14 protein-coding genes and 1 tRNA gene are annotated in these 15,478 nt (G+C 61.5%); 11 read left to right on the plus strand and 4 right to left on the minus strand.

The window, feature by feature from the left end:
- Nucleotides 1-280: 280 nt before the first annotated feature.
- The 3 genes from B9A15_RS19735 to B9A15_RS19745 form a co-directional block, all read right to left on the minus strand.
- A complete protein-coding gene (locus B9A15_RS19735) occupies nucleotides 281-1,480 on the minus strand; it encodes a tyrosine-type recombinase/integrase (protein WP_170923376.1) in 1,200 nt (399 codons plus the stop codon).
- 237 nt (nucleotides 1,481-1,717) lie between these two features.
- A tRNA-Arg gene (locus B9A15_RS19740) sits at nucleotides 1,718-1,794 on the minus strand.
- A gap of 85 nt (nucleotides 1,795-1,879) precedes the next feature.
- Nucleotides 1,880-2,113, minus strand: coding sequence for a hypothetical protein (locus B9A15_RS19745; RefSeq protein WP_084412257.1), 234 nt, complete (start codon nucleotides 2,111-2,113; stop codon nucleotides 1,880-1,882).
- 523 nt (nucleotides 2,114-2,636) lie between these two features.
- On the opposite strand from B9A15_RS19745, the gene B9A15_RS19750 reads away from it, so the two are divergent.
- From B9A15_RS19750 to B9A15_RS19790, 9 genes are all read left to right on the plus strand, one after another.
- The gene (locus B9A15_RS19750; RefSeq protein ID WP_244557046.1) at nucleotides 2,637-3,722 is read left to right on the plus strand and encodes an acyltransferase family protein; all 1,086 of its coding nucleotides are present in this window, start codon (nucleotides 2,637-2,639) and stop codon (nucleotides 3,720-3,722) included.
- Between the two features lie 378 nt (nucleotides 3,723-4,100).
- Nucleotides 4,101-5,237, plus strand: a complete 1,137-nt coding sequence (dnaJ, locus tag B9A15_RS19755) for a molecular chaperone DnaJ (protein ID WP_084412258.1) — start codon at nucleotides 4,101-4,103, stop codon at nucleotides 5,235-5,237.
- A gap of 302 nt (nucleotides 5,238-5,539) precedes the next feature.
- Nucleotides 5,540-6,187 carry a class I SAM-dependent methyltransferase gene (locus B9A15_RS19760; protein WP_425292974.1) on the plus strand — a complete coding sequence of 216 codons (648 nt, stop codon included), beginning with the start codon at nucleotides 5,540-5,542 and terminating at the stop codon, nucleotides 6,185-6,187.
- A 77-nt stretch (nucleotides 6,188-6,264) separates the two neighbouring features.
- Complete coding sequence (locus tag B9A15_RS19765) at nucleotides 6,265-6,897, plus strand: class I SAM-dependent methyltransferase (RefSeq protein ID WP_084412342.1); 633 nt, start codon at nucleotides 6,265-6,267, stop codon at nucleotides 6,895-6,897.
- The gene (locus tag B9A15_RS19770; RefSeq protein WP_084412259.1) at nucleotides 6,894-7,487 is read left to right on the plus strand and encodes an NADPH-dependent FMN reductase; all 594 of its coding nucleotides are present in this window, start codon (nucleotides 6,894-6,896) and stop codon (nucleotides 7,485-7,487) included. Before B9A15_RS19765 ends, B9A15_RS19770 begins: the two co-directional genes overlap by 4 nt.
- Before the next feature lie 169 nt (nucleotides 7,488-7,656).
- A complete protein-coding gene (locus B9A15_RS19775; protein WP_084412260.1) occupies nucleotides 7,657-8,256 on the plus strand; it encodes an HdeD family acid-resistance protein in 600 nt (199 codons plus the stop codon).
- A 192-nt stretch (nucleotides 8,257-8,448) separates the two neighbouring features.
- Nucleotides 8,449-8,733: a DUF4212 domain-containing protein gene (locus B9A15_RS19780; protein WP_084412261.1), complete on the plus strand. Its 285-nt coding sequence runs from the start codon at nucleotides 8,449-8,451 to the stop codon at nucleotides 8,731-8,733.
- 21 nt (nucleotides 8,734-8,754) lie between these two features.
- Nucleotides 8,755-10,524, plus strand: a complete 1,770-nt coding sequence (locus tag B9A15_RS19785; RefSeq protein WP_084412262.1) for a sodium:solute symporter family protein — start codon at nucleotides 8,755-8,757, stop codon at nucleotides 10,522-10,524.
- Between the two features lie 194 nt (nucleotides 10,525-10,718).
- Nucleotides 10,719-11,288, plus strand: coding sequence for a hypothetical protein (locus tag B9A15_RS19790; RefSeq protein WP_084412263.1), 570 nt, complete (start codon nucleotides 10,719-10,721; stop codon nucleotides 11,286-11,288).
- 116 nt (nucleotides 11,289-11,404) lie between these two features.
- Here the strand turns inward: B9A15_RS19790 and B9A15_RS19795 are convergent, their stop codons facing one another.
- Entirely contained in the window at nucleotides 11,405-12,370 is a 966-nt protein-coding gene (locus B9A15_RS19795; RefSeq protein WP_084412264.1) for an AEC family transporter, read from the minus strand.
- Between the two features lie 181 nt (nucleotides 12,371-12,551).
- Between B9A15_RS19795 and B9A15_RS19800 the strand changes: the two genes are divergently transcribed.
- Nucleotides 12,552-13,454, plus strand: a complete 903-nt coding sequence (locus tag B9A15_RS19800; RefSeq protein WP_084412265.1) for a DMT family transporter — start codon at nucleotides 12,552-12,554, stop codon at nucleotides 13,452-13,454.
- A 218-nt stretch (nucleotides 13,455-13,672) separates the two neighbouring features.
- On the plus strand, nucleotides 13,673-15,397 hold the full coding sequence (locus tag B9A15_RS23680) for a methyl-accepting chemotaxis protein (RefSeq protein ID WP_084412266.1): 1,725 nt from the start codon (nucleotides 13,673-13,675) through the stop codon (nucleotides 15,395-15,397).
- Nucleotides 15,398-15,478 lie beyond the last annotated feature (81 nt).

Here is a 15,478-nt window from a genome sequence, read left to right on the forward strand (position 1 = left end):
GCTCTTCGGAGAAACGGCTGCGCTTCATGTTCTGGTCCTTATTGATCGGCCAGAACGAACTTCAACCTGGATCAAGCCACAGGGGCAACGTCACTCCGGATGGGCTTTAAGAGCCACTCTGGACCAGCCGGTAGGGGCAGGGCGAGGCGTCCGACGGATAATAACGGCGATGATCTGGATCCATCAATCAACACAAAATCATAAAAGCCCATTCATAACGCAATCCAATATTTTGTTTAAATTCGATTTAATTCTCCGTTCATAAAATAACGCAAGAAGATCATAGAGATTCTTCGATCTCAGCGAGACGGGAAACCTTCCCGCGGAATTTGTCGCATAAATCGGCCCATGCCTGCGCCATCTCCACACGCTCTTTCCAATAGACGGCACGGTTATAGGCACGACGGACCGCATTAGACTCAACGTGTCCCAAGCTGGCCTCGATCACATCATGGCGGAATCCACGTTCGTTGAGGATCGTCGAAGCAGATGATCTGAAGCCATGGGCCGTATGAATGTCCCCACCGTACCCCATAGCAAGGAGCGCGTTATTCACGGCATTCTCGCTAAGTGGCTTATCCCGCTTACGAAGCTGGGGGAACACGAGGTTTGACCCGCCACTGATTTTCTGTTGCTCCGCTAAGATCGCAATCGCTTGTCGGCTGAGCGGAACCTGATGCTCCCGCCGAACCTTTACGATGTCCTTCGGGACGAGCATGACTTTCTCATCGAAATTAATGTTCTCCCAGCGCGACATCCTCATTTCTCCCAGTCGCGTGTAGCATAAAACTTGCATCTTCAAGAGGTTTCGAATCGTAGAATTTGGATAGTTGTCAATAGTGCGCAGAAGCGTGCCGAATTCAGCCTCCTCCGTAATCGCAGCGGTATGTTTAACTTCTGCTTTCGGGACGATCGAGCGCAGAGCGATTGCCGGATTGCCCTGGCAGACCTCCATGACAATGCCCAGATCGAAAACCGCAGCGATACGGCTGCGGAGGCGCTTGGCTGTCTCACGCTTGCCGCGGACGATCTGCTCCTGAATCAGCGGTATAATATCCCCGGCTCGGACCTTGGCGATCGGCCGCGAGTGAAGCGGACCGGCCAAATCGAGGAGGAGCCACCGATTCTTCTGGAGGGTCGCATCGGACATTTCTTGATCGACGAGGTTCTGAATGAAATACGCAACGATCTCGCCGAAGGTGGTTTCAGCAGCGGGCGCCTCGACGACCGCATCAGGGTCTTCTCCCCGAGCGATCTGATTGCGGACGTGATCTCGCATCTCACGAGCTTCCGCGAGCGGGACATCAGGGAATAGCCCCAGCGATCGAGAGCGCCGCTCACCGTCAAAACGGTATTCCAGACGCCACGTCATTTTGCCTTGCCCCGTGACACGCATCACGAGACCGCCCCCGTCGAAAAATTGTTGAACCTTTCCGGTCGGGCGAATGGCTTTGAGCTGTGCGAAACGCAGATCGTTCATCGTTTGCCTCATGACATACAAAATGCGGGAGGCAGCCTTCCGTATGTCTGTTGTATGTCACGCTACTGAGATACCCAGCTATAACGTGACATTGTATGAGACATGGTGAGTTGACTGGGGACTCGAAGTCACCGCCGCAGAATGTATGATTTCCAGAGAAAGAGGGGTAAGTGACAAGCCCTGAGACATCATGATCTCTGGTGACTTGTCAACTTCAAACGTGACTATTTTGCAGATTGGCGACCCCACTAGGACTCGAACCTAGGACCTACGGCTTAGAAGGCCGTTGCTCTATCCAGCTGAGCTATGGGGCCGATCGTTTCGAAATCCGTATAACACCGGAGCCTTGAAGACAACACGACAGTCAAGCGCGGGAGGGGCGAATGGCGCGGGCGCGGCCTATTCGTCTGGCGGGGTCTCGGAGGTCTTTTCGGGCGCGGAGAGTGGCTCCTCGGGGCGGTAGGTGATGAAGAAGGTCCAGATCGCCCAGAGCGAGGCCGCGCCGACGAGGACCCCCCAAAAGGCCTCGCCATTCATCCATTCGACGAGGCACCAGAGGCAAAGGACGGTCGTGAGCACGATGCGCACCCACAAAGGCCGGTAGAATGGATGTTCGGCTTCCCTTTGGCGCATCGCGCTCGCCTCTTCCTTGTCCGCTCGGCCGGCTGTCGCATTTGATCGGCGCTTGGGGCCCGGCGTTTCTCTCGTCAAAGGCTCGGCACGCCTCGACGACGCTGTCGTGGGTCGAGGCCACCAGCCCGGCGCCCTCCCGCCAGGGCCGTCTCGTTAGACGGACAGATAGGGGGGCATGTCGATGAGGGCCATAGGGGGAGACGCCTTCCCGGTGTCTCGTCGCACACCGCACCCGTTTCGGATCGCTGATCGAAGCGACGTTTATCGGAACGGCTGCGAGGAGAGCGCGTGGGTGGCGCGGTCGATTTCGGGCCAGCCTTCATGGTCGCTTGGGTCCCGCGCCATGCTTTGTCCCGTGAAGACGATGCACAAGCTGGCGGCCTCCCACCCAATTTTCTTCAATTCATCCCTATTTACTATAAAATAACCATGCAGTTGCACCCGGTGTTTTGATTTGGTCTGAAAAGATAGGAGTCCTTATGGAGTGTCCTGTCCGGGGTGATCAGCCAGCGAGGGTCGCGATTTGTATTTCCGCCTCTTCGACTGTTGGCGCATGTCGGCGGCGCTTCTGGTGATGACCTATCATTATCTGTTCTGGGCGCCCGTCGGCGGTGTCGAGGCAGCCGATTTCATGCGGCGCCTTCTGCCGCTTCTCGACATGTTCTTCATGATCTCGGGCTTCGTGATCACCGAGCGCTATGCGACGCGCATCGCGAGCCCGGGGGACTTCGCGCGCTTTCTGAGGCGGCGTGTGGCGCGGCTCTATCCTTTGCATTTCGTCACCACGATGTTCTTTGCCGCCGTCGCGGTCTTTGCCTGGGCGATCGGCGCCCATCATTATCCCTATGCCGAAGAACTGGCGGCCTTGCCCTATCATCTGGCCGCCATTCACGCGCTCGGGGTGACCAACACGCTCAATCTCAACTATGTGACATGGTCGGTCTCGGCTGAATTCTTCTCCTATGCCATGTTCCCGCTCATCGTCATCACCCTGCGGGCCCGCGGGATGATGGGCCTGGCGTTGCTGATCCTTGCCTATCTCGTCGGGCTCGAAATCGCCTCGGCCGCCGATGTCTTTCCCAGTGGACACTGGACCAATGCCGATACGCTCGGCGCCTATCGGGCCTTTGCCGACTTCATGATCGGCGGGCTGATCGCGCAGATCGTCTACCGACGCCTCGTCGATATCCGCTCCCATGGGCCGGGCCTTTGTCTTCTGGGGCTCGCCGTGGTCGCCATGCTCTTGCAGGCGCCCTGGTTCGTGCCTTTCGCGCTGATCGCTCTCTCCTTGACCGCGACCGCGCTCGCCGAGACCGCGCGGCCGGAATCCACCGCTGCGCTTCACCCCTTGATGCGCGTGACCAGCGCCTCTTTCGGCGTCTATATCTGGCATCCGATCATGGAGTTCCTGTTCTTCACCGTCCTGTGGTCGCGCTATCTCGTCCATGTGGACGGGGTGAACTTCTATGTCTTCGCGCTCTTGCCCATGCTGAGCACCATCGCCGTTGCCATGCTCTCCCAGCGCTTCGTCGAGCCGGGGCTGGGGCGCCTCATCAAGGGGCGTGGCGAGCGCAGCAAGGCGGTGTCGCCGGCCGGGGCCTCGGCCTGATACCAGCCGCGTTTGAGCACCTCGCCGGACGGGGTTCGAGCAGACGGGTCAAATCTTTCGTTCGCTGGCATGAGGCCTGTCGGCCGGCCCCGCAGCAGCGCTCTGATGCCAGCCGATCTTTTTGATTCCACGCCCGCCTATGGTATCGCCCGCCCATCGTCACTACATCGTGACGCAATCCATTCTGGATCGGCTCGTCTTGTCTTTCACTCGGGCGGAAGAAGCCATGGAGCCGGATGGAGATTGGTTTTTCGACAAGGCCGAGGGCCTGCGTTCGCCGCACCGCTCCGGTCGACCGTCTTGAGGGTACGGCGTCAAGCTGCAGCAGCCGAAAACGGCATGCGCGGCGATCCGCCGGCAGATGTGTGGAAAGTGTGAATGAAGGTCGATTACTACGAGACGCTCGGCGTGTCCCGCGACGTGGACGACAAGGCGCTGAAGAGCGCGTTTCGCAAGCTCGCCATGCAGTATCACCCTGATCGCAATCCGGGCGACAAGGATGCCGAGGCGCGCTTCAAGGAATTGGGCGAGGCCTATGAGGTCCTGAAGGACCCGCAGAAGCGATCGGCCTATGACCGCTTCGGCCATGCCGCCTTCCAGAATGGCGGCCAGGGGGGCGCCGGCTTCCGGGGCGATTTCGCCTCCTCCATGGCCGATATCTTCGACGACATTTTCGGCGAGATGATGGGCGGTCGCGGCCGGGCCCGCTCTGGCACGTCGGGTCGCGAGCGTGGATCGGATCTTCGCTACAATATGGAGATCAGCCTTGCCGAGGCTTTTGCCGGCAAGACCGCCGACATCTCCGTGCCGACGACGATCCAATGCGACGAATGCACCGGATCGGGGGCCAAGCCCGGCACCAGTCCGAAAACCTGCCCGACCTGCGCCGGCGTCGGGCGCGTGCGCGCCGCCCAGGGCTTCTTCTCCATCGAGCGCACCTGCCCGACCTGTCAGGGCCGAGGCCAGGTCATCACCGATCCATGCGGCAAATGCGGCGGCGACGGGCGCCTACCGGAAGAGCGTACGCTGCAGGTCAATATTCCGGCGGGTATCGAGGATGGAACGCGCATTCGCCTGGCCGGGGAGGGCGAGGCCGGGCTTCGCGGCGGTCCGGCGGGCGATCTTTACATCTTCCTGTCGGTCAGCCCCCACGAATTCTTCCAGCGCGACGGCGCCGATCTTTATTGCACAGTGCCGGTCTCCATGACCAAGGCGGCGCTTGGCGGTTCCTTCGAGGTGACGACGATCGACAACTCCAAGGCGCGGGTGAAGCTGCCCGAGGGCACCCAGACCGGCAAGCAGTTCCGCCTGAAGGGCAAGGGCATGCCGGTCCTGCGCTCGCCGCAGACGGGCGATCTCTTCATCCAGGTGGCGATCGAGACGCCGCAGAACCTCTCCCGCCGCCAGCGCGAGCTGCTCGAAGAGTTCGATGCGATCGGCTCCCACGAAAACTCACCGCAATCGAACGGTTTCTTCTCGCGCATGAAGGAGTTCTTCGAAGGGTTGAGCGACTGACATGACGTACTGGCGCTCCCTCCTAGAAAGGGGTTTGCGCCAGTGTCATGACGATCGAACACCTCTTCCCCTGCCGCTCCTTGAGAGAATGTGACATTTTCCGCTGAAATCCTATGACGCTCGGCGAGGACTGCGCCATATAGGGTCGAAACGCCGTGAGCTCGATTCGCCTCGCGCCTGAATGGCGGGGCGCCATCCGCCCGAAAGGGGGCTGTCGTCAAAGCGTCAAGGGAATTCGGCAAGGAGACCTCAGCCGATCCCAGAGTGGAATCGTGCGGGTCCGGGAAGAGGAATGGCCGTTGTTGAACCTGGAGACGAATCCCGTCGTGCCGCCTGAAAAGAAGCGTCGATCGAAGCGCAGAACCGACACGAGGCGTGTCAGCGACGAGGCCCGTTTCTTCCGCACCTGGCTGCGTCGCCCGCTCGTCATGGGCGCGGTCTCGCCCTCCTCCAAAGCGCTCGGCCGCGCCATGGCCGGCTATGTTCCCGACCCCGCGCAGTTCGACGAGCGCTCCATGGTGCTGGAGCTAGGCCCCGGCACCGGCGTCGTCACCCAATGTCTCATCGAGCGGGGCGTGCCGGAATCCTCGCTCCATCTCGTGGAATATTCCGAAGAGTTCTGCGTTCTCCTAAGGGCTCGCTTTCCGAAGGCGAAGGTGACCCATGGCGACGCCTATCAGGTGGCTGCCGAGATCGAGCGCCACGCCGATGGCCGGCGGCTGGAGGCCGTGGTCTCGGGGCTGCCGCTTTTTACCAAGCCCGACCTGCAGCGCGAGATCGTCGTCGGCGCGCCGCTCGCGCGCATGGCGGCCGGTCGGCCCTTCATCCAGTTTTCCTACGCGCTCACTCTGCCGGTGAAACCGGCGCGGATCGGGGCGACGATCGAGACGAGCCCCTGGATCAAGCGCAACCTTCCGCCGGCCCGGGTGCTTGTCTATCGCAAGGACTAAACGCGGAAGCGATCGGCGCGCCTCTCGCGCCTTTCGCCCCCCGATTGACGTTGCTCGAAGAAAAGGATGCTGAGCCGATGGCGGATAATTCGGAAGTCCTGGCACGCGACGGCGACAAGGGCGATATGGCCCGCTTCTTCGCCACATGGGTCCGGCACCCGATCGCCATGGGCGCCGTCGCCCCGTCGAGCCGCGCCTATTGCCGGATGATGGTGGAGAAGGCGACGACTGAGCTGGACGGGCCGGTGCTGGAGCTTGGACCCGGTCTTGGGGCGGTCACCCGCGCGCTTCTGGAAAAGGGCGTCGATCCGGCCCGGATCACCTCGATCGAATATGACCGGGATTTCGCCGACGCCCTCAAGACGCGCTTTCGGGAGGTGAATGTCATTCAAGGCGATGGCTTCGATCTCGACAAGACCTTGAAGGATCAGGGCGCCACGCGCTTTGCCGCGATCCTCTTCGCCATTCCGATCGTCTCCATGGCGCAGGAGAAGCGGCAGGCTCTGTTCCGCCAATATTTCAAGCGGCTTCTGCCCGGCGGCAATCTCACCCAGCTTTCCTATATGTGGTCGCCGCCCGTGCGCCCGGTGGAAGGTGTCTTCACCGTCGATTCCAGCGACATTGTCTGGAACAACATTCCGCCGGCCCGGGTCTGGATTTATGATCAGGATCGGCGCGGCACGGACCGGGCCAACGAGGGCAACGCGTGAACCCGAAGATCGCGATCATTCCAGGTTCGAACCGCTCGGCCTCCCTCAATCGGCTGGTCGCCAATGAGACGATGCGGATACTCGCGCGCACCGATGCGAGCGTCGCCTTCCTCGATCTCGCCGATTATCCGCTGCCCATCTATGACGGCGACGAGGAGAGTGGCCAGGGCATTCCGGAAAACGCCTCGCTTCTGGCGCGTCAACTGATGCGGCAGGATGCGCTTCTATTGATCTCGCCAGAATATAATCGGTCGATCCCGCCCTTGCTGAAGAACACGATCGACTGGGTCAGCCGGGTGCGCAAGATCGATGGCCGTCCCGTTCAGCCCTTCAAGGGCCTTGTGGTGGGGCTGGCTTCGGCCTCTCCCGGCCGGTTCGGCGGTTCCAACGGTTTGGAGGCACTGCGTCTAGTCATGCGCGCCTTGGGGTCGGAGGTGCTGACGACCCAGTGCTCGGTCGCCAACGCCTCGGATGCGTTCGACGCGAAGGGCGCGCTTATCGACGATCATGCACGCTTGTCGCTCGAAGCTTTGTGCGAGTCGCTCGTCGACGTCTCGCGGAGCCTGTCGCGGACCGCATATACCGACTGAGCAAATCTGTCCGAAATGTCATGGAAGCCGCCCGGAACCGGCTCCTCTCCAAATGGTTTCTTTCGAAACGATCCGGCGTACGAGACGGCGTTTGTCACCTCGCATCGCCCCGGTCGGGCCATTGATCCCAATGGCGCTCGACCGGTGATTTTCGAAAGGAGCCGGAGCCATGTCCCAAACTGATCTCTCCATCGGTCGCGGGCCAGACGCTCGCGGGCCCGTCAATCCGCTCGGGCCTTTGCACGAGCACTGGAAATCCTATGCCCTTCAGGGCGCCTTGATGACCGTCATCGGAACCCTGGCGCTTTTCGCCCCTTGGGCGGCGACCCTGGCGACGACGCTCTTCTTCGGCTGGCTCCTGATCATGGGCGGCGTCCTGGGCCTGGTCGCGACCTTTCGAAGCTGGCGCAGCGCGGGCTCTTGGTCGCATATTCTCCTACCGCTTCTCGCCTTGGTTCTGGGCGTCGTGATCATTGCCGATCCGTTCGCCGGCTCGATCACCTTGACCTGGGTTCTGGCCCTCTTCTTCCTGCTGTCGGGCCTCGGCAATCTGGCGATCGCGCGCCTCTTGCGGGTCTCGACCGGGCGATTTTGGCTGATCGCGATTTCCGGCGTCGTCGATATCGCGCTGGCCCTGTTTCTGGTCTTCAACTTGCCCATGACGGCGATCTGGTCCGTCGGCCTTGTTATCGGTATCTCGCTCGCGACTTCCGGCGTTGCGCTCTTAGCCGCGGCCCTCGACGCGCGCCGCCACCATCCGGCCGGGTGATGTGTCGGCCCGCTTTCGGGCGTGGCCGTCTCGCGCAAAACCGTCCCTCGTGAAAGAAGGGCCGCCAGACCCCTGGCGGTCCGTTTTCGTATGCGCCCGCCCGCACCCACCGAAGGGCATAAGACCAAAGCTGGAATTGTCGTGGGCGCGGGGCCTCATGGTAAAGGAGAGGTGTGCTATGGGAGGAAAAACATGGCTTCGCCTCAGACCGGCGCGGGATCGGAAGATCTCAGCGCTCACGCTTATTGGAAAGCAAATATTCGACTCGTGACCGGATGTCTCATCGTGTGGGCATTCGTGTCGTTCGGTTGCGCGATTCTGTTCCGTCCGCTTTTGAGCGGTATCCCCGTGGGCGGTACGGATCTCGGATTCTGGTTCGCCCAGCAGGGCTCCATCCTCGTCTTCATCGTCCTGATCTTCTTCTATGCCTGGCGCATGACGAAGCTGGACAAGAAGTACAACGTCTCCGAAGACTGATCGATCGCGGGCCGAACAATCATGGATCAATATTACCTTAATCTTCTCTTCGTCGGTGCGACCTTCGCGCTCTATATCGGTATCGCCTTCTGGGCGCGGGCCGGAACGACGAGCGACTTCTACGCCGCCAATCGCGGTGTCCATCCCGTCACCAACGGCATGGCGACGGCGGCCGACTGGATGTCGGCGGCCTCCTTCCTGTCGATGGCGGGTCTCATCGCCTTCACCGGCTATGACAACTCTGCCTATCTGATGGGCTGGACCGGCGGCTACGTTCTCTTGGCTCTGCTTCTTGCGCCTTATCTGCGCAAGTTCGGCAAGTTCACCGTGCCGGAATTCATCGGCGACCGCTTCTATTCGAAGACGGCCCGCCTGATCGGCGTTCTCTGCCTGATCGTCGCCTCGGTGACCTATGTCATCGGGCAGATGACCGGCGTCGGCGTCGCCTTTTCGCGCTTCTTGGAAGTCTCCAACACCGCCGGTCTTCTGATCGGTGCTGCGGTCGTGTTCTTCTATGCGGTGCTCGGCGGCATGAAGGGCGTCACCTATACACAGGTCGCGCAGTATATCGTGCTGATCCTGGCCTATACGATCCCGGCGATCTTCATCTCGCTGCAGCTGACTGGCAATGTCCTGCCGCCGCTCGGCCTCTTCTCCACCTATGAGGCCTCCGGCCAGCCGCTCTTGGCAACGCTGAACCAGATCCTCGGTGAGCTGGGTTTCGCCAGCTATACCGGCCAGCAGGGCTCGACGCTCAACCTCTTCCTCTTCACCCTGACGCTGATGATCGGCACGGCGGGTCTGCCCCATGTCATCATCCGCTTCTTCACGGTGCCGAAGGTCTCCGATGCGCGCTATTCGGCGGGCTGGGCGCTGGTCTTCATCGCGCTTCTCTATCTCACGGCCCCGGCGGTCGGTGCGATGGCGCGCCTTAACATCATCAACACCGTCTTCCCGAACGGCGTCGAGGGTCAGGCTCTCGAATATGAAGCCCGTCCGGAATGGATGAAGAACTGGGAGACCACGGGGCTTCTCGCCTTCACCGACAAGAACGGCGATGGCCGCATGCAGCTCTATAACGAGAAGAACCAGGCCTTTGCCGAGCAGGCAGCCGAGCGCGGCTGGCAGGGTTCGGAGCTGGACATCAACAATGATATCCTCGTCCTCGCCAATCCGGAAATCGCAGGGCTTCCGGGCTGGGTGATCGCCCTCGTGGCGGCCGGCGGTCTTGCCGCGGCGCTCTCGACGGCGGCGGGTCTCCTGCTGGCGATCTCCGGCGCGGTGTCTCACGACCTCATCAAGGGCGCGATCAATCCGAACATCTCGGAGAAGAGCGAACTCCTGGCGGCGCGTATCGCCATGGCGGTCGCGATCGCGGTGGCCACCTATCTCGGTCTCAATCCTCCTGGATTTGCGGCCCAGACCGTGGCGCTCGCCTTCGGTATCGCGGCAGCCTCGATCTTCCCGGTTCTGATGATGGGCATCTTCTCGACCCGCATCAACAATCGCGGTGCGGTCGTCGGCATGCTGGTCGGCCTCCTGTCGACGGTGATCTACATCTTCCTCTACAAGGGCTGGTTCTTCCTGCCGGATACCAACAGCTTTGCCGATACGCCGGCCAGCTGGTTCCTCGGCATCTCGCCGGCCGCCTTCGGCGCCATCGGCGCGCTCCTCAACTTCGCCAGTGCCTATGCGGTGTCCCTGGCGACGCGTGAGCCGCCGGCCCACATCCAGGAGCTCGTGGAATCGATCCGTGTGCCCCGTGGAGCAGGGGCAGCAACCGGCCACTGATTTCACTAGAAAGCCTTTGAGGATGTAAGATCCTTTGACCAAGACAATGGCCCGCCGGACCACCGGTCGGGCCATTGTCGTCCCAGCGCCTCTTTGTTTTCATCGAGGCAGGACGGCATTCTAAGAGCATGATGCGGGAAAGTTGCATGACTTTTCCGATCACATCATGCGTCAGAACAAACACTGAGAGCGAAATGGCGATCCCGATTGATCGCATTTCGCTCGAAGCCAATTCCGATCGGTTCCCCATGGCTCTCGAACTCATCGCCGCGATCACCTTGGCCTTCGGTGTTGCGGGCCTCGTGCTTCTGGCCCGCAAGCTCTCTGGCGGCCGAATTCCGAAGATCGCGCTGCCGGCCTCCATCGCCTGCGCGCTGATCGCCTTCGCCGTCTGGGGCGATTATTCCTGGGCCTCGCGCACGGAGGGCGCCCTGCCGGAGCGGCTCACCGTGATCGACGAATTGCCGCAATCCAATCTTTGGCGCCCCTGGACCTATGTCGTCCCGGTCACCGAGCGCATCGTCGCCGTCGATCGTGGCGGTGCCATGCGCAACGAGGCTCTGCCCGGCACGGTTCTCGTCGATCTCGTTTTCATGGAGCGGCGGGCCGCGACGCGCCAATTGCCGATGCTCGTCGATTGCCAGGGCAATCGGTCCGCGATTGTTAGCGATCCCGCCGCGCTCTCACCGGAATCCGTTGCCGATCTCGACTGGGCCCCTCTGCCGGCCGACAGCCGCTTGGCGCCGGCCGTCTGCACGGCTTGATACGGCATCCGGCTGATCAGGCCGGTGCCGTATCAAAGCCCGCGCGGTGCTTGAGCATGTTGAAATCCGTCATCGCGAAGCGATCAAACGGATTTCGTATGAGGCGCTAATCCTCTTCAGGTCGGCGACAGGATCAGAAGCCAGGCGCTCAAGGTGAAGACCGAGAGCATGGTGGACAAGAGGATCGTGGTCGCCGCCAGCTTCTCGCCCACCTGAAAATAGGTCGCGAAGAGATAAGCGTTGACGCCGGCCGGCGCGGCCGCCGTGAGCACCGCGCCCTTGACCCAAAGATCGGGCAGGCCGAGGCGCGTCGTCACCAGCCAGACGATCGCCGGCTGGACCACCAGCGAAATGAACGTGACGATCGACGACGCGAGGATATCGCCACGAAGTCCGTAGCGCGTCAGCGACATGCCGAGGGCAAAGAGCGCGACCGGCCCGGCGGTCTGGGCGATCAGCCGCGTGATCTCGTTCAGGTGGCTTTCCAACGTAAAGCCCGTCGCGCGCCACAACAGCCCGCAGACAATGCCGATGACAATGGAATTGGTGATGAGATTGCGCCCGACGCGCTTGGCCGTCTCCAGGACGCTCATCGTGCGCCGGCGCTCGCCCTTGTCCTTGGCGTCGAGCACGACGGCCCGTTCGACGAGAAGCGTCGAGGCGATCATCATCAGGGGCAGGTGGATGGAGATGATGAGGAGCAGCGGCTCGAGGCCGGCCTCCCCATAGGCCCGGTCGAGGGTCGGGATCGCGACGAAGACCGTATTGGCAAAGCTCGACGAGATGCCCGCGATGACCCCCGTTCGATGGTCGCATCGTGTCAAGGCCCGGGTGAGGAGCGTTCCGAGCGTCCAGGCGATCGCCGCCGATCCGAAATAGGCGAGCCAGAGATAGACGGGATTAGCGTCGCCGAAATCGACCTGGGCGAGCGTTCGAAACAAAAGCACCGGAACGGCGATGACGAAGACGTAACGGGCGAGCCCCTCGCCCACCGCATGCGACAAGAGCCCGGCATAGGCGACCAGAGTGCCGATCGCGATGAGACCGAAGATCGGGACGATGATGTCGAAGCTGGTCTGCATGGGCCCGGTGAGACGAGGGGAAGGGTGCGCGGGCTCGATGCGAGCCGCACGAGGCCTGCGATAGGCGCTTGCGGCGAGCCATGCAAATCGGCGGCCGGCTCGACATGGCGGGCGAGGCCGCTTACACCCCGATCCTGTTCCCGCCTTTCGCTCGCTCAGCTCATCATTGGGATGCCCCGCCATGGCTCGCTTCATCGGGCTGTTTCCGCCGCTTTTCGTTCTGCTCTGGTCGACCGGTTTCATCGGCGCTCGCTATGCGATGCCCTATGCGGAGCCTTTCACCTTTCTCGCCTTGCGCTTCACTTTGGCCTTGGCGATTCTGTCCGGCCTGGCGGCGCTGTCCGGCGTCACCTGGCCGAAGGGGCGCCAGGCTCTGCATTCGATCATCGCGGGCAGCCTCATTCACGGCGCCTATCTCGGCGGCGTCTTCTTTGCGATCCGGCATGGGCTGAATGCCGGGATCGCCGCCCTGATCGTCGGCCTTCAGCCGATCCTGACGACCTTCATCGCCGCTTCGCTCCTCGGCGAGAAGGTCAGCCCGCGCCATGGCGTGGGTCTGTGTCTCGGGCTTGCCGGGATCGCGCTCGTCGTTGCGCCGAAATTCGAGGCCGGCGGCGACCTCGCTCTTTTAACGCTCGCGCCTGTCGTCGGCGCGGCGATCGCCATCTCTCTCGGGATCGTCTGGCAGAAGCGCTTCGTCCAGCGCTCCGACTTGAGGGCGTCGACGGCCCTTCAATATGTCGGCGCGCTCATTCCCACCCTGTTTCTGGCCTTCACCATCGAAACCCGGCGGATCGAATGGACGGGCGAGCTCGTCTTCGCTCTTCTCTGGCTGACATTGGTGCTCTCGATCGGCGCAATTTTTCTGATGCTCGTCCTCATTCGCGAGGGCGCCGTCTCCAAAGTGGCTTCGCTCATGTATCTGACGCCTGGCGTAACGGCACTAATGGCTCTCATACTTTTTGGTGAGACGCTTAACCTTCTTCAGGCTGCCGGCCTTGTCCTGGCTGGTGCGGGCGTGGCGGCATCGACTACGCGCATGGGTCACAGGTCATCCATCAAGAACCGCATTCTTCCATCCTGATACTGAGTAAAATCCCGGGATACGGGTTCGGCTTAATTCAATAGCATGGCGATATAATCTCCAATTGAGAATGACATTACTCAGTAAAACTGAGGAAAACTTTCGATTGAGATCAATCTTAAACGCCATTTAATTGTTCCGCCTTATGACAGTTTTGTGAGGCTGCAACCCTTAGCCGGGGCACTAGCCAGGGACACTGTCTCTTGAAAGGGGCAAAGATGGCGTTGTTTTCAAAAAGTCGCGCAGTTGATGGCTTCTCCAATAGCGCGGCTATTCTCGAGGCGCTGGATCGTTCGCTTGCGATCATCGAGTTCGATCCGAACGGCACGATCCTGCGCGCCAACGCCAATTTCTGCCGAGCCCTTGGCTATGAAGCGTCGGAAATCATCGGCCAGCATCATCGAGTCTTCGTCGACCCGGACGACGCCCGGCAACCGGCCTATGAAGCATTTTGGCAGAAGTTAAGGCGAGGCGAGTTCGATTCCGGGACATATATTCGCTACGCCAAGGGCGGTCGCGAAGTTCATATCGAAGCGACCTACAATCCGATCCTCGATAAGAAGGGGCACGTCATACGCGTCGTCAAATTCGCCTCGGACATCACCGCGCGCCGTTTGAGGTCGATCGACGCCAACGCCAAGGTCACGGCGATCGGAAAGGTTCAGGCGGTCATCGAATTTTCGCCTGACGGGACGATCATCGAAGCCAACGACAATTTCATTAAAGCGCTCGGTTACGGGCGGGATGAGATCGTCGGGCGGCATCATTCGATGTTCGTCGATGCCGCAGAGGCAGCTTCGCCCGCCTATCGCGCCTTCTGGGAAAAGCTTCGCCGCGGCGAGGCGGTCGCCGACGAATTTCGCCGGATCGGCAAGAACTCACGGGACGTGTTCATCTCCGCCTCCTACAATCCGGTTCTCGACCCGAAAGGCCGGGTCATCAAGATCGTCAAATTCGCGACGGATGTCACGCCTCGTGTCCGTGCCGTCCGCGCATTGGCCGACGGCCTCGCGGGCCTAGCTGCGGGCGATTTGAGCAAGCGTATCTCCATCCCCTTTCCCCAAGAACTCGAAGCGGTCAAGACTAATTTCAATCAATCCATGGACGCTCTGGCCGATACGATGGAGCGCATTCGCGACACCGCGGACGCGCTGGCGGTGTCGACGGCGGAGATCCGCACGGCTTCTGACGAGCTGGCTGGCCGAACTGAGCAGCAGGCGGCATCCGTCGAAGAGACGGCGGCCACGGTTGAGGAAATGACCTCCGCCATCGCCGACTCGACCAAACGCGCCGAAGGGGCGGGCACTCTCGTCACCCAAATGCGCGGCGGCGCCGAGCGCTCGGGAGACGTCGTGCGCAACGCCGTTGCGGCGATGGGCGAGATCGAGGCCTCGTCCGGACAGATCGGCCGGATCATCGGCGTCATCGACGAGATTGCGTTCCAGACCAATCTTCTTGCCCTGAATGCCGGGGTCGAGGCGGCACGCGCCGGCGAGGCCGGACGCGGCTTTGCGGTCGTTGCCCAGGAGGTGCGCGAACTCGCGCAACGTTCGGCGAGCGCGGCCAAGGAGATCAAGGATCTCATCACCCGCTCGAGCGATCAGGTCCACAAGGGTGTCGAGCTTGTCGGGCAAACCGGCGACGCGCTGCAGGTGATCGTCTCCGAGGTCCAGGAGATCGATCAGCATGTCGCAGCGATCGTCCAGGCGGCCCGCGTCCAGAAGACCGGCCTTGCCGAGATCAACGTCGCCGTCGGCTCGATCGATCAAGGTACCCAGCAGAACGCCTCCATGGCCGAAGAGGCGACCGCCGCTTGCCATCAGCTTCTGTCCCAGATGCACGAGTTGACGAGCCTTCTCGGCCGTTTTCGGACAAAGCCGGAAAATCAGCGCCCGGGATCGGCTGGCAAGCAGCCGGCCTTCGTCGAAAGACGGGCGGCTTGAGGGCGGAAGACCCTCAGACAGCGCAAATGGGCGGGGCAGCCTAAGGCCCCGCTTTGCCGTCCGTCTCAACTTTATGCGGAC

The organism is Fulvimarina manganoxydans (genome assembly GCF_900176465.1).
Taxonomy (GTDB): Bacteria; Pseudomonadota; Alphaproteobacteria; order Rhizobiales; family Rhizobiaceae; genus Fulvimarina; species Fulvimarina manganoxydans.

Excerpts from the sequence above, each read along its gene's own strand:
- B9A15_RS19735 (WP_170923376.1), bottom strand. The coding sequence starts at position 1,480 with ATGAACGATCTGCGTTTCGCACAGCTCAAAGCCATTCGCCCGACCGGA.
- B9A15_RS19790 (WP_084412263.1), top strand. The coding sequence starts at position 10,719 with ATGGCGATCCCGATTGATCGCATTTCGCTCGAAGCCAATTCCGATCGG.
- B9A15_RS19775 (WP_084412260.1), top strand. The coding sequence starts at position 7,657 with ATGTCCCAAACTGATCTCTCCATCGGTCGCGGGCCAGACGCTCGCGGG.
- dnaJ (WP_084412258.1), top strand. The coding sequence starts at position 4,101 with ATGAAGGTCGATTACTACGAGACGCTCGGCGTGTCCCGCGACGTGGAC.
- B9A15_RS19795 (WP_084412264.1), bottom strand. The coding sequence starts at position 12,370 with ATGCAGACCAGCTTCGACATCATCGTCCCGATCTTCGGTCTCATCGCG.
- B9A15_RS19765 (WP_084412342.1), top strand. The coding sequence starts at position 6,265 with ATGGCGGATAATTCGGAAGTCCTGGCACGCGACGGCGACAAGGGCGAT.
- B9A15_RS19745 (WP_084412257.1), bottom strand. The coding sequence starts at position 2,113 with ATGCGCCAAAGGGAAGCCGAACATCCATTCTACCGGCCTTTGTGGGTG.
- B9A15_RS19780 (WP_084412261.1), top strand. The coding sequence starts at position 8,449 with ATGGCTTCGCCTCAGACCGGCGCGGGATCGGAAGATCTCAGCGCTCAC.
- B9A15_RS19800 (WP_084412265.1), top strand. The coding sequence starts at position 12,552 with ATGGCTCGCTTCATCGGGCTGTTTCCGCCGCTTTTCGTTCTGCTCTGG.
- B9A15_RS19785 (WP_084412262.1), top strand. The coding sequence starts at position 8,755 with ATGGATCAATATTACCTTAATCTTCTCTTCGTCGGTGCGACCTTCGCG.
- B9A15_RS23680 (WP_084412266.1), top strand. The coding sequence starts at position 13,673 with ATGGCGTTGTTTTCAAAAAGTCGCGCAGTTGATGGCTTCTCCAATAGC.